Genomic DNA, 14,827 nt, shown 5'->3' with positions numbered 1-14,827 from the left:
GAACAACTAGTTTCACACCGGGAAACCAAACAGAAGGTCCGAGTATAGTGATTATCAGCTATAAGACCAAAAATTAATAATAATAACTCAAGTAATTAAATAAAACTGTATGGAACTAACAATTCTAATACTCCTTCTTCCTTTCTTCTCCTTTCTCATATTGGGAATCGGAGGTAAATGGATGTCCCACCGGACAGCGGGTACAATCGGTACGCTGATACTGGGAGCAGTAGCAGTACTATCCTACGTTACAGCTATCCAATATTTCTCCGCTCCACGACTGGAAGACGGAACATTCGCCACACTGATGCCTTACAACTTCACGTGGCTTCCTTTTACAGAGACTTTACACTTCGATTTGGGCATCTTGCTCGATCCTATATCGGTAATGATGTTGATCGTCATCTCTACAGTGTCACTGATGGTACATATCTACTCTTTCGGTTACATGAAAGGAGAAGTCGGTTTTCAACGCTATTACGCTTTCCTATCCCTGTTTACCATGTCTATGCTGGGATTGGTCGTTGCAACCAACATCTTCCAGATGTACCTTTTTTGGGAGCTGGTGGGGGTAAGTTCTTACCTGCTAATCGGTTTTTATTATACAAAACCGGCTGCCATTGCTGCTTCCAAGAAAGCGTTTATTGTTACTCGCTTTGCTGACTTGGGCTTCCTGATCGGTATCCTGATTTACGGATATTACGGTGGTACATTCGGCTTCACTCCGGATACAATATCCTTGATAAGCGGTGGAGCTTCTATGCTTCCGTTGGCTCTCGGACTGATGTTTGTCGGTGGTGCCGGTAAAAGTGCCATGTTCCCGTTGCATATCTGGTTGCCGGATGCAATGGAAGGTCCTACTCCGGTCAGCGCATTGATTCATGCGGCTACCATGGTAGTTGCCGGTGTATATCTGGTGGCACGTATGTTCCCACTTTTCATTACATACGCACCGAATACGCTGCACATGGTTGCTTGGGTAGGTGCATTTACAGCATTCTACGCGGCAAGTGTGGCTTGCGTACAATCAGACATCAAACGTGTACTGGCTTTCTCTACCATTTCACAGATTGGCTTCATGATGGTAGCTCTGGGTGTTTGTACTTCCATGAATCCGCACGAAGGAGGTTTGGGCTACATGGCTTCCATGTTCCACCTTTTCACACATGCCATGTTTAAGGCATTACTCTTCCTCGGTGCAGGTAGCATTATCCATGCCGTACATTCTAATGAAATGTCCGCTATGGGAGGTTTACGCAAATATATGCCGATCACTCACTGGACATTCCTGATTGCTTGTCTGGCTATTGCCGGTATTCCTCCGTTCTCGGGCTTCTTCTCGAAGGATGAAATTCTGGCTGCTTGTTTCCAATACAGCCCTGTAATGGGATGGGTGATGACAGTCATCGCTGCAATGACAGCTTTCTATATGTTCCGCCTTTACTACGGTATTTTTTGGGGGAGCGAGCCGCCCCGGGCAGGTTCCCATTCGGAACATAACACGCCGCACGGAAACTTGGAAGCGGCACCTTGCCGCCCACATGAGAGTCCGTTGGCTATGACTTTCCCGCTGATGTTCCTGGCAGTTGTAACTTGTGGAGCAGGATTTATTCCTTTCGGACACTTCATCAGTTCGAATGGTGAATCTTATTCTATCCATCTCGATCCGTCAGTAACTATTACGAGCGTTGTTATTGCGATTATTTCGATTGCAATCGCTACATGGATGTACAAGAATGCCAAACAGCCTGTTGCTGATTCGTTGGCAAAACGATTCAAAGGTCTGCACAAGGCAGCCTATAATCGCTTCTATATTGATGATATCTACCAGTTTATTACGCATAAGATTATCTTCCGCTGCATCTCTACTCCTATCGCATGGTTCGACCGTCATGTAGTGGATGGATTCTTTGACTTCCTGGCATGGGCCACCAATACAACAAGCGACGAGATTCGTGGTTTGCAGAGCGGTCAGGTACAACAATATGCGTATGTGTTCCTTTGCGGTGCATTGGCACTTATCCTACTGCTGATTCTCTAAATAGTAAATAGTAAATCTTTAAATAGTAAATCATAAAGATGAATTTCTTATCCATATTCGTACTTATCCCCTTATTGATGCTGGCCGGACTTTGGGCAGCACGAGGAATCAAAGCCATCCGGGGGGTTATGGTTACTGGCGCATCGGCACTTCTGATTGCCTCCGTCGTACTTACATTCCTGTATCTGGGAGAGCGTAGCGCCGGAAATACGGCAGAAATGCTTTTCCGTGCAGATACGCTTTGGTATGCCCCGCTTCACATATCTTATTCAGTAGGTGTTGACGGAATTTCGGTAGCCATGTTGTTATTATCTGCTGTCATCGTATTCACCGGTACATTCGCTTCCTGGCGCCTGCAACCGCTGACGAAAGAATATTTCCTCTGGTTCACCCTGTTGTCTATGGGAGTATTCGGATTCTTTATATCCGTCGATTTGTTCACCATGTTCATGTTCTATGAAATTGCGTTGATACCGATGTACCTGCTGATTGGTGTATGGGGATCAGGACGTAAAGAATATGCAGCCATGAAACTGACCCTTATGTTGATGGGCGGTTCCGCTTTCCTATTGATCGGTATTCTCGGAATCTATTTCGGCTCGGGAGCAACCACCATGAACCTTCTCGAAATTGCACAGTTGCACAACATACCTTTTGCACAGCAATGCATCTGGTTCCCGCTGACTTTCCTCGGCTTCGGTGTATTGGGCGCCCTTTTCCCGTTCCACACATGGAGTCCTGACGGTCACGCTTCTGCCCCGACTGCCGTATCCATGCTTCATGCCGGAGTATTGATGAAACTGGGAGGTTACGGATGTTTCCGTATCGCCATGTATCTGATGCCGGAAGCAGCCAACGAACTTTCCTGGATATTCCTGATACTGACAGGTATCTCTGTAGTCTACGGAGCCTTCTCCGCTTGCGTACAGACCGACTTGAAATATATCAATGCTTATTCATCCGTATCTCACTGCGGACTGGTTCTTTTCGCCATTCTGATGCTAAACCAGACAGCAGCAACAGGAGCAATCCTTCAGATGCTTTCGCACGGATTGATGACAGCCTTGTTCTTTGCTCTGATCGGTATGATATATGGACGTACACACACACGTGACGTTCGCGAACTTGCCGGTTTAATGAAAATTATGCCGTTCCTTAGTGTATGTTATGTGATTGCCGGTCTTGCCAACCTCGGTCTGCCGGGATTAAGCGGTTTCATTGCTGAAATGACCATCTTCGTCGGCTCTTTCCAGAACAACGATGTATTTCACCGTACACTGACTATCATTGCCTGTTCTTCAATTGTGATTACCGCAGTCTACATCCTGCGCCTGGTAGGTAAGATCCTATACGGAACCTGCACCAACAAACATCACCTCGAACTGACTGATGCAACTTGGGACGAACGTGTAGCCGTTATCTGCCTCATCGTTTGCGTTGCCGGACTAGGTATGGCTCCTTTCTGGGTTAGCCACATGATTGGTGAAAGCGTATTACCGGTTGTCTCACAACTAATCCCCTAACTCATAAATCATAATTCTTAATTCATAAATAAACAAGATGGATTATTCACAATTTCTAAATATGCGAGAAGAGCTGTCGCTCATAGCTGTCTTACTGCTGCTATTTCTAGCTGACCTCTTCATGAGTCCGGATGCACACAAAAATAGTGGGAAAGCACGCCTGAACACCATGTTGCCCGTTATTCTGATGGCTATCCATACGGCTATCAACCTGATTCCGGGAACTGCTGCCGATGCATTCGGTGGTATGTATCACTATGTACCGATGCACACAGTTGTTAAATCAATCCTGAACGTCGGTACACTGATTGTTTTCCTGATGGCACACGAGTGGATGAAAAGAGAAGACACTTCATTCAAACAAGGAGAATTCTATGTGCTTACACTCTCTACCTTGTTTGGTATGTATCTCATGATTTCCGCCGGACATTTCCTGATGTTCTTCATCGGGCTCGAAACAGCTTCTATTCCGATGGCAGCATTGATTGCCTTCGATAAATACCGTCACAACTCTGCCGAAGCAGGTGCCAAATACATTCTGACAGCTCTTTTCTCCAGTGCATTGCTGTTGTTTGGTCTGTCCATGATCTATGGTTCTGCCGGGACTCTTTATTTCGATGACCTCCCTGCCCATATCGACGGAAATCCGTTACAGATCATGGCATTTATATTCTTCTTCACAGGAATGGCATTCAAGTTGTCACTGGTTCCGTTCCACTTATGGACAGCAGACGTTTACGAAGGCGCTCCGAGTGCAGTTACCGCTTATTTGAGTGTTATATCAAAAGGATCGGCAGCATTTGTATTATTGGCCGTCCTTATCAAAGTATTCGCTCCAATGATTAATGACTGGCAGGAAGTACTTTATTGGGTAACCATCGCTTCTATCACTATTGCAAATATATTTGCTGTCCGTCAGCAAAACCTGAAACGTTTGATGGCGTTCTCCAGTATTTCGCAAGCGGGATATATTATGTTAGGCGTTATCGGAGGCACAGCACAAGGCATGACGGCATTGGTATATTATGTATTAGTGTACGCTGCCGCCAACCTCGGAGTATTTGCCGTTATCACTATCGTGGCATTACGCAGTCAGAAATTCACGCTCGAAGATTACGCAGGACTTTATAAAACGAATCCCAAAATCGCTCTCTTGATGACTCTGTCTCTGTTCTCATTGGCAGGCATCCCTCCGTTTGCCGGATTCTTCTCTAAGTTTTTTATCTTCATGGCTGCTTTCGATGCAGGTTTCCACTTGCTGGTATTCATCGCATTGGTAAATACAGTGATTTCGTTGTATTACTATCTATTGATTGTAAAAGCAATGTACATCACTCCTTCCGACAACCCGATTCCTACTTTCCGCAGCGACCGCTGCACAAAATGGGGATTGGCACTTTGCACATTGGGTATCATCGGACTGGGTATTGCAAGTATCGTATATCAATCTATCGATAAACTGTCGTTCGGAATTTAAACGGACTACACCTTTTCACCAAAGAAACGGTCTTGGTTTCATGTCAGTATCAATCGACATCAAAACCAAGACCGTTTCTTCTATATAAAAGCCGCTTTTATTAATGAGGAAGGAAGATATTCACCTGCCTTATTACCACTCTACCGGGCACAGTTCATCTCTTCCGTCACGATCACTCCGGGAATAGTAAACCAAAACCTTGATCCTTTTCCTTTTTCAGAATCAACGCCAATCCGCCCACCTAATTGTTCAACGATGCTCTGACAGATAGAAAGTCCCAATCCTGTACCGTGTACAAAAGAATTAAGCTTCACAAAACGCTCAAAGATATGTGGCAACTGCTCTTTTTCAATACCGATGCCTGTATCTTCAACATAGAATTCCAATTCGCCATCTTTTAGTTTATATCCCACATGAATACTACCTTCAGAGGTAAACTTCATTGCATTGTTAACAAAGTTAGAGATCACCTGATGTATACGGTTACGGTCACTAATGACATGACAAACCGGAAGATGATCATCAAACACCAGTTCCACCTCTTCTTTCGCTTTCATCCCCATAGAGCGGACAATATCCTCACATAACAGATTTACATCTACATCTCCGTTAGTAAACTCAAATGTACCCGCTTCAATCTTTGACAAATCGAGTATATCTGAAATTAATTGCAACAAAAGTTCATTATTCTCACGTACAATCTTAATATACTCCTGACGTTCTGCCAGCTCTTCAGTTTCTACCAGCAAATCGGAGAAACCGACAATGGCATTCAGCGGCGTACGGATTTCATGACTCATATTGGCAAGGAAAGCACTTTTCAAACGATCCATCATCTCTGCTTTATCACGTGCCTGAATCAATTCGGCTTCAGTCTCCTTCAATTCTGTAATGTCATAATTGATACCGATGATTTCTATTTCATTTTCTTCCGGTTTATAATTGGTGACCATTACATTACTGCTGACCCAATTCCATTCGTTCTTCGTTCCGGGACGACGAATACGCATCTCCCCTTGGAAATGCCTCCTTTTTCCGTCTCTGACTCCATCATAAAAATCAAGGAAACGCTTACGGTCTTCGGGATGCATTTGGCTATAAACTGCTACCACCTCACTCAAAGGAATATCTTCCTCCTCACCTAAATTCTTATACCACTGTTTTATAGCATAACCTTTGCGGTTCAAGAGATTCAATTTAGCATATCCTACTTTTGCATAATCGGATATCATCAAGAAGAAATTCTCAAAATCACGAATACGGTTCATTGCATCAATACGCTCCGTATTGTCAATGCTTATTAAAATATATCCGCTGAAGTTGCCCTCATTATCATATAGTTTACTAACCTTCGAATATAGTTCTATCACATTAGAACGGCTTGTCTCATAATATCCTCCTGCTTGCTCAAAAGAATAATTAAGTCTGAAATCCACCAGATCTTCATTCCGCACACGATCACGAATCCCCTGCGGCACATTCGGATTCTCAAAGAAATTAACCCCTATCACATCCGATTTATTCACTACACCGAATATTTCTAAATCCTTATTATTCAAATCTATCAAATAGCCGTCCTTATCGTAGATCTCTACTCCTGCCGGAATATTAGCAAAGATATTCTTAAAGAGTTTTTCACTACGATCCAATGCCCGGTTAGCTTGTACCGATCCCGTAGAATCGAGGAATAGACCGACTATTTCGTCCTTTCCGGGAGAATAAATAACCCAATGCGTATACCGTTCCGTTCGAGGGAAATATTCATCTTTCTCTCTATAAGAATTACTATCCAGTATTTCTTCCAGAAAATTAAGTTTTTGGAGATAGTCAGGATGCTTTTCAGATGCCAAAGAACCAATATACGACTCCAAAGGAAGCCCGAAAAAGGTTGAACTGACCTCATTCGCATCCGTCACCCGATAATCGCAAGGTTTATTATTCTCGTCACGGATAATGGACATACGTATATATCCCATCGGCATAAAATGAAACAGATTATTTAGGAAAGTCTGTTCACGGATTACCTTGTCCTTAGTTTTACGCAACTCGATACAGATATTTATAATATTTCCCAATGAGGAGAACCATTGAAAATCTTCATTACTCCAGTCATGGTAAGTCTCAACCAGATCAATCCCCATATATCCCCAAACGCAGTCGCCTGTCATCAAAGGAGTCACCATTAACGATTTGATTCCCTGAACTACAAGAATCTGATATTCATCAGGAGCCTCTTCTAATAACTGCTCCAGTGTATTTAAAATAATCGGCTTGCCCGATAATATCTGTTCACTCCACCATTTTGACTCACTGGCAGGCATGTCCTGCAGATTGTCTATCTCTGCCGATACTCCTTCAGAAACAACTTCGTAGATACAACTATGATGGGCATAAATTTCGTCGTATTCAAAAATATAAACACGCCCTTTTCCATTATAAAGATTCAGAATATCTCTCAAAATATCTGCGATACAAGATTCTACTGCCTCATCACGTAGGAAACGAAGCAACGATTGCGAAACAAAATTCTGACGACAAAGCAAATCATTCACACGCCTTAATGCATCCCTTTGATCTTCTTCCTTGGGAGCCTCAACGCGCTGGATTATTCCGAAAGACTTATCACCTCCATCAACACCTGTACCCTTCTCACGAAAAGCCAGACGGGTATGCAACCAGACCTCGCCATATTTTGAATGAATAGGGAAAGTTTGTTCATAAAAGTCCTTATGGATAGAAGAATTTGCCCGGAACTCCTGGGCAATCTGCTTGCGATAATCTTCACGTATCAGGTTCAGAAAATCCGAAGTAGAGATGGTGTCGCCGTCCAATCCCAAAAGATCAGAAAGATAATCGGAACATAAATAATATCCTGCCGTTAAATCTACTTCCCACCACCCGATTTGTGCAAGAGAAGCCATTTTTTTGTATCGCTCGTTGTCTGTCTGCATATTTTGTATCATTGTAAAACAATAGGTTGACAAATATACAAAAAAGGTAATCACTGATACCATAAAGGAGCAAATAAAAAAGCTAAAAGAAGATTACGAAAATAAATAAATAGAATATGGGAGAATCTGTTTGTTACAAATTCTCCCATACCTCCTATTGAAAAATACGGACTCCGCTAACCTATATCTTATTATAATGAGGAAATATTATATCCAGTCCAAGTAAACAGGGATGCATCTGCACCAGTATTCGTAGTCGGCTCGGTAAATGTATTCAATGTACCGTTCAGCTTATTCTTAAAGTTCAATGTATGAGTGATGCTGATGCTGGAAGCTGCACTTCCTGCCCCTTTACTGTCATTCATATCAATCAAATCGATTGTACCGCCGGAACCTTTGACAAGAGCATTGGTGATCGTAGCTTTTGCTCCACGACGGATTTTAATCACGTCTTGCATACGGTCTACATTATCCGTTGTATTGGCAGCATTATTTACGATTGTCATATTTTCAACCGCAAAGTCTGACTGACGTAAATGATCCGGATAAATGCCATCCAAGTTACCATCTGCTTCAATGCCGCGCGGATCTGCTTCCGTACTGGTATAACCGCTTTCCCAAACGCCATAGCAGTTTTTCAATTTACCGGAATATCCTTGAGTGAAGTCGAACATATCATCATCCGGGTTCACAGCCAACAGGTTGGTTACATTCACCGTACCGCCAAAGAATTCGATGGCATCATCCGCGCTCTCAAGAATGTAGATATTCTCGATCTTGGTACCGTTTCCAACACCGTTCAGTGTCAATCCGTTGTGCTCGATATCGGCAGTAGAGCGGGCACCGGCATAGCAGATTTTCACATAAGTCAGTGAACCGGAATTGTCATTATCGACATTACCACCGTATTTATAGTTGTTGTCGATTTCCGTCAGACCTGTATCACTCTTATTGGCGTTCGAACCGGAAATCGGAGCTTTACCATTGATAATAATTCCTCCCCAATAGCCGGATGTAGGGGTTGTTGAATTGGCAGTGAAAACAATCGGTTTATCAGCTGTACCGTCAGCATAAAGTTTACCGCCTTGTGCTACCAGCAGATAACTGCTGAAACCTTCGCGAGCCTTAATCGTTGTTCCGGCAGGGATATTCAGACGGCCTCCATTTTCAATGACTACCGTTCCATTCAGAATATATTCCTTAGCTTCCAGTGTCTGTTCTCCGGTCAGCGTGCCGGACAGGATATTTTCGCCCACAACAATAGAGCTACCGGTCCCACCGTTGTTTCCACCATCTCCGTTACCATCACCGTCTCCGTCACTATCACTGCTACATGCAGTCAATGTAAGTGCTGTTGCCATAACGGCAAACGTCATAAAGTTCACAAACAATCTTTTCATTTTGCTTTCATTATTAGTTAATAATCTTATTTCATCACCCGGCTTAGAATGTACACGACACTCCCAGGCTTATATTTATTCCTTTCTTATAATCATTCAATATCACCTTTTCCCCGTTTTCGTTCGCTTTGCGACTTAACTTATAAGAGGGATTCAGCAGGTTGCGGGCTTTCAGGTTAAGCGAAAGATGCTTGTTCAGTTTGGCTTGGGACACAAAATCCAGTGTCAGTACTCCCTGCTCCATTATATCCTGATAGCCCTGTGTGCCAATGGTATATATTTTATCACTCACATAATTAAGTACCAATGTATTGACAAAACTGCGTTCTCCTTTCGTGAAGTTATGCGAGAGGTCGAAATTGACAATCCACGGTGCGGCTCCTTCCAGTTGCGAACCGGTGGTAACCGTTGCCAAAGGCATTTTTGCATTCGTGTAGATATAAGAGCCATTCAATCCCAAAGAGAGTTTATTCATTCCGTGCGCAGCATTACTCACCGGACGGACAAACAGATTCTTACGTATTTCTACTTCCACTCCTGCCACGGTTGCCTTATCCGCTATATTCTCATAAGAAAGATAACCTCCGGCGCTTGCCACTTCGATGCGGGATATCGGATTCTTAATCAATTTATAGAAAGCTGTGAGAGAAATCAACTCGGTCGGAGTGGGATTAAAGTCCCACTTCAGATCAAGGTTATAATTATCCGAAGGTTTCAGATTGGGGTTACCCTGACTGTTGAAGTTCACGCCGACATAACGGTAAGGAGATATCTCCTTGGCCTGTGGAAGCGTATATGTCTTACTTGCTCCGAAGCGAAGCGAGTTTTTATCATTCAGATTGTATTTGAGATTCAAGCTGGGCAGGAAATAATCTTTTTGAATGGTATTGTTTCCTTTAGAGCCTCCACGATTCACATTGTAATCCACTTCAATATCTACCTTGTCGTATTTCATTCCCAGATTCACAATCCAACAGGGAGTAAACTGGTAGGTAGCCTCGGCATAAGCGGAATGGATATTCTTTTTTACGGTATATTCATCTAAGTTCTTCTGTATCTTGAACCAGTCGGAAGCAAAGTTTTCTTGGTTATAATAATCGTCAAGCGATAAGTTGTCCAAAGAAGGGAGGGTAGAAACATGCCCTACGGTCAGGTTATACTCCGTAGCTTTGAAGTTATCATCTACGAATCGGCCTGTATATCCGAAACGGACATTCGAAATTTCTTCTATATTATCTTTCAGACGATAGACCAAGCCTGCTTTTACATTCAAGTCGTCTTCATCTAAAGTTGAGAAGTAGCGCTGTTGTGAGTTGCCCCTTAGCAACGTATAGCCGTCTTCCGCTTTAGTCAGGTTATTGATACGACGATCCGGTTCATACCCTTTCACCATATTATAGGAAGCACCTGCATCGAGACTTAATGATTTGGTCAATCCCCAGTTAGTCATCAGTTGGTTAACGATCAGCATATTGTCATTTGTTTGTTGGCGACGGGTGAATCCGAGGTTTTCATAGTCATCACTAAAAATCGAGTTCTTACCGTTGTAATCGCCCACCGACTGGGTATTGGCATGAATCATCATCAAATTATAACTGATGTGATGACGGTTCTGCATATCGAAATCCACATTGGCAAGTGCCAGCTGACTGATATTCTCCGCATACTTCTTACCATTCATATCTTTGTAGACCGTACCGCTGGTAGTTGTATTACGTATGATTTCATCCGTATACTGATAGTCCATCGTATGTCCGGCGGTCAGGAAGAAAGAAAGCGGATTTTTGTCTTTTCCGACATAGAATCGTTTACCTCCGGAAATACTGTAACTCCGGTTAATTTGAAAATGTTGAGCGGAAGGGTCTAACTTATTTCTGAAGTTCCATGAATTTTCATCGGCAGGTTCGGTGCGATTGGCAAAGCCCATGAAGTTCACTCCATCCTGTTTCAGAAAATCGGCTGCTACCGTTTGTGTATTCAAGCCACCGGAAATGCCGAATCCCAGATGACCGCTACCAATTAGTTCTTTGGATACAATATCAATGGTTGCCCCTCCGACATCGCTGCTGCCTCCCGCGTTGAATGCTTTATTTACACCTACCGACTGAATAATGTCCGTACCGAAGAAATCAAGAGAGATATTCTTATATTCCGGGTCTTCGGAAGGAAGAGCAAATCCATTAAAAGTAGTTGCATTGTACCGGTCACCCAATCCACGGACAAAGACATTTTTCACTCCGTCTTGTTTAGACACTCCGGCAACTTTCGTCACAGCACCTTCTGCATCCGAAACACCCTTGCGGGAAAGCTCCCTGACACCAACAGATTGTACGGCAATGACTGCTTTTTGCTGTTCGAGCAACAGCATATTCTCATTTTCCCTATTCTTCTTAGCTACAACCACCACATCGGCAAGTTCCTGTGCATCGGTTTCCAACTCCAGATTCAGTATCACCTGTTTTCCATTCTCCACACGCACTTTATGGCGCACTTCTGTTTTGTAGCCTACATATTTAATCTCAATATCATACATACCTTCCAGAATGCCCATACTGTTCAATTCGAAATTGCCCTCCATATCGGTCACTGCTCCGGCTTGAGTTCCGAGCAAACGTATCGTAGCTCCTATCAAAGGTTCCTTGGATAGTTTGTCTTTCACAGCTCCTTTAATCTTGATATTAGCAGCCAATGCAGGAAGTACACACAACAGGCAAAAGAAGGCTACCACTGAAAATCGGATAAGAAATAGTTTTTTCATCTAACTTTGCTCTACGTTTTAATTACGTCGGCAAAGATAGAGGGTGAGCATTACAACCGTAAGACGAAAAAAATACAATCTATTGAAAGAGTCATTGCAAGATGATGACAAGATGTTACAAACGTATTATCAATCAGTTACGCTATTAGTTTAACTTGTTTATAAGCAAATTTAAGACCGGAACTTCACTCTTTTATCTCTCATTATGCATAAAATTAATCGTCTGACTACTGTTGAACTTTCGTCTGACAATTGTCAGACGAAAGTTCAACAGTAGTCAGACGAAAAGATAACAACCGTCAGACGATTAATTTTATGCATATCGAAACCTAATTCTCCGTATTCGGCGAATTAGTTCATAAGGATGAATACACTAAATCAGTTTCTTTTTCTTCCGGTAGTTCTCACGAAACTCTTTGGGCGAACAACTCTTTTTCTTCTTGAAGATCCGGTTGAAATTGGAAAGGTTATTAAAACCGCACTCATAACAAATCTCGGCTATTGACATGGTAGAATCTACCAGCAACCGGGAAGCAAAGCCCAGCCGAATATCAATGATATAATCGGAAAGATTCTTGCCTGTACGCAGTTTGAAGAAGCGGCTGAATGACACATCCGTCATCCCCACCATATCGGCCAACTGCCCCAGGCGTATTTCTTCCTGATAATGTGTATTGATGTACTCCTGCACTTTCTGCACACGCCGGCTGTCCGAATGAATATCTATCTTGGCAAAAGACGAACTGGACAAGGTACGCGCTTCTTCTTCAAAGAGAGAAAGTTCATACAGGATCGTCATAAACTTAATGACCGCATAAAATCCTTGCTTCTCGGAAGCAAGCGTATCCAGCAACGGATATATTTTGAGTATGGCAGACATCGGGAAACAAAGCCCTTTTTGTGCTTTATCCAGCATCCGGCGGATAGAGTCGAACTGATTCTTATTGATAAAGCTCTTGAAGAAAAGATCGGAAGAAAACTGAATCGTAATCTCCCGTATCTCTTTCGAATGGCAGTCGTTCTGTTCCCAGACGTGTTCCAAATCTTTTCCTGTTATCAATACCAAATCATAATCACCTATCACTTCGGAAGAGTCTCCTACAATCCGCCTTACTCCGGCAGCCTTTTCGGTGAAGTTCAATTCAAACTCGGAGTGGTTGTGTATAGGATAAGTGAATTCCGTTTTATAACGTTCCGCAATGTAAAAGCAATCCTTATCTGACAAAGGAGTGATTTCACGGATAATCTGGTTGGATAACGGTGTAGTCATAGTAATTACAATTTATAAGCGTTTTATCGTTTGATTAGTTTTCTATCTTTACCCCTATCCGATGCAGGTCTGCCCCCGACGGGTTTTGGAAGACACGCAAGTCGAATTCGGGAATAATGGCAAGCACATGATCGAAAACATCTGCCTGTATGCCTTCGTAGGCAACCCATACTTTATTGGCAGAAAAAAAATAAAGTTCCAATGGGATACCGGTTTCAGTAGGCTGAAGCTGACGTACCATACAGGTCAGGTCTTGGTTGACGGTAGGCAGACTCTTCAGATAGTTAGTCAGATAGGCCCGGAAAACTCCCAAGTTTGTTTGCCGACGTCCATTCACTAACACAGAGTTGTCGATATGATGTTCCTTATTATATTCTTCCACTACCTTTTCCGTTTCATCCACATAGTCTTTCAACAGTTGTATCTTCCGGTATTTTGCCAACATCTCCGGTGTACAGAAATGCACACTGGTCATGTCTATATTGATGGAACGTTTCACACGACGTCCGCCGGATTCCTGCATTCCCTGCCAGTTTTGGAAAGAATCACTAATCAATAGATAAGGAGGAATGGTAGTGATGGTATTATCGAAGTTACGTATTTTTACGGTATTCAATGTTACTTCTATCACCGTACCGTCCGCACCGTATTTCGGCATCGTGATCCAATCGCCCACCTTCAGCATATTATTGGCGGAAAGCTGGATGCCGGAGACAAATCCCATGATACTGTCCTTGAAAACCAACATCAGAACCGCAGCGGAAGCTCCCAATCCGGTCAGCAACACTACCGGACTTTGCTTTATCAGAATACTGATAATGATGATAGCTCCTATAAAGAAGAGAATGACTTGCGCTGTCTGCAAAAGCCCCTTCAAAGGTTTGTCTTTATATTGTTCACGCGCGCTATATACCAGATACACAGCCGTGAACAAAGCACTGACGAAGCGAAGAAAGACTGCAAGGATATAAATCATGCAAAGTCTTCGAAGAAAATCAAGCAAAGCAGAGTCTGCATGTTCGGGGAAGGCAATAGGAATAGATATATAAATCAATATAGGCGCCACCATCCTGCTGATGTTCACCATTACTTTATCATTAAATACAATATCATCCCAAGTAGCTTTTGTCTGTCTCACCAATTTAGCCACGGTACGCAGAATAATCTTGCGGCAAATCAGATTAGCCAATAATGCTATTCCAATAATAAACAATAAAATGATAAAGTTATCAATCTTATCAGCCATAGCTTCATCCACTCCCATCGAGAGCAAAGCATGATTCACCTCTTGCATCACTACATTACCTGCTTCTTCCGGTTGCCCGTTTGCTAATGCCACACTCACTGTATCAACCACTTCTTTTACTTCTTTCATAAGCAATCGTCTCTCTCTTTTTTAGTTTTTCT

8 protein-coding genes are annotated in these 14,827 nt (G+C 42.9%); 3 read left to right on the top strand and 5 right to left on the bottom strand.

Features of this window, described 5'->3' with window-relative positions:
* The first annotated feature begins 109 nt into the window (after positions 1–109).
* The 3 genes from nuoL to KQP79_RS00090 are packed head-to-tail and all read left to right on the top strand — an operon-like array spanning position 110 to position 5,041.
* Positions 110–2,041, top strand: a complete 1,932-nt coding sequence (gene nuoL, locus KQP79_RS00100) for an NADH-quinone oxidoreductase subunit L (RefSeq protein ID WP_022199692.1) — start codon at positions 110–112, stop codon at positions 2,039–2,041.
* 38 nt (positions 2,042–2,079) lie between these two features.
* The gene (locus tag KQP79_RS00095; protein WP_004312107.1) at positions 2,080–3,564 is read left to right on the top strand and encodes a complex I subunit 4 family protein; all 1,485 of its coding nucleotides are present in this window, start codon (positions 2,080–2,082) and stop codon (positions 3,562–3,564) included.
* Between the two features lie 37 nt (positions 3,565–3,601).
* Complete coding sequence (locus KQP79_RS00090; protein ID WP_087321454.1) at positions 3,602–5,041, top strand: NADH-quinone oxidoreductase subunit N; 1,440 nt, start codon at positions 3,602–3,604, stop codon at positions 5,039–5,041.
* Positions 5,042–5,181: 140 nt separating this feature from the next.
* Here KQP79_RS00090 and KQP79_RS00085 read toward each other — a convergent pair whose 3' ends face one another.
* The 5 genes from KQP79_RS00085 to KQP79_RS00065 all read right to left on the bottom strand — a co-directional run bounded on the left by KQP79_RS00085 (position 5,182) and on the right by KQP79_RS00065 (position 14,795).
* Positions 5,182–7,992 carry an ATP-binding protein gene (locus KQP79_RS00085; protein ID WP_138343168.1) on the bottom strand — a complete coding sequence of 937 codons (2,811 nt, stop codon included), beginning with the start codon at positions 7,990–7,992 and terminating at the stop codon, positions 5,182–5,184.
* Positions 7,993–8,183: 191 nt separating this feature from the next.
* Entirely contained in the window at positions 8,184–9,392 is a 1,209-nt protein-coding gene (locus tag KQP79_RS00080; protein ID WP_115485039.1) for a hypothetical protein, read from the bottom strand.
* 43 nt (positions 9,393–9,435) lie between these two features.
* The gene (locus KQP79_RS00075) at positions 9,436–12,150 is read right to left on the bottom strand and encodes a TonB-dependent receptor (protein ID WP_138343167.1); all 2,715 of its coding nucleotides are present in this window, start codon (positions 12,148–12,150) and stop codon (positions 9,436–9,438) included.
* 373 nt (positions 12,151–12,523) lie between these two features.
* Entirely contained in the window at positions 12,524–13,420 is an 897-nt protein-coding gene (locus KQP79_RS00070; RefSeq protein WP_004315639.1) for an AraC family transcriptional regulator, read from the bottom strand.
* 34 nt (positions 13,421–13,454) lie between these two features.
* A complete protein-coding gene (locus tag KQP79_RS00065; protein WP_008776530.1) occupies positions 13,455–14,795 on the bottom strand; it encodes a mechanosensitive ion channel family protein in 1,341 nt (446 codons plus the stop codon).
* Positions 14,796–14,827: the final 32 nt, after the last annotated feature.

The organism is Bacteroides sp. DH3716P (assembly GCF_025914115.1).
GTDB lineage: Bacteria > Bacteroidota > Bacteroidia > Bacteroidales > Bacteroidaceae > Bacteroides > Bacteroides ovatus.
This window is presented reverse-complemented; position numbering and strand designations above follow the sequence as displayed.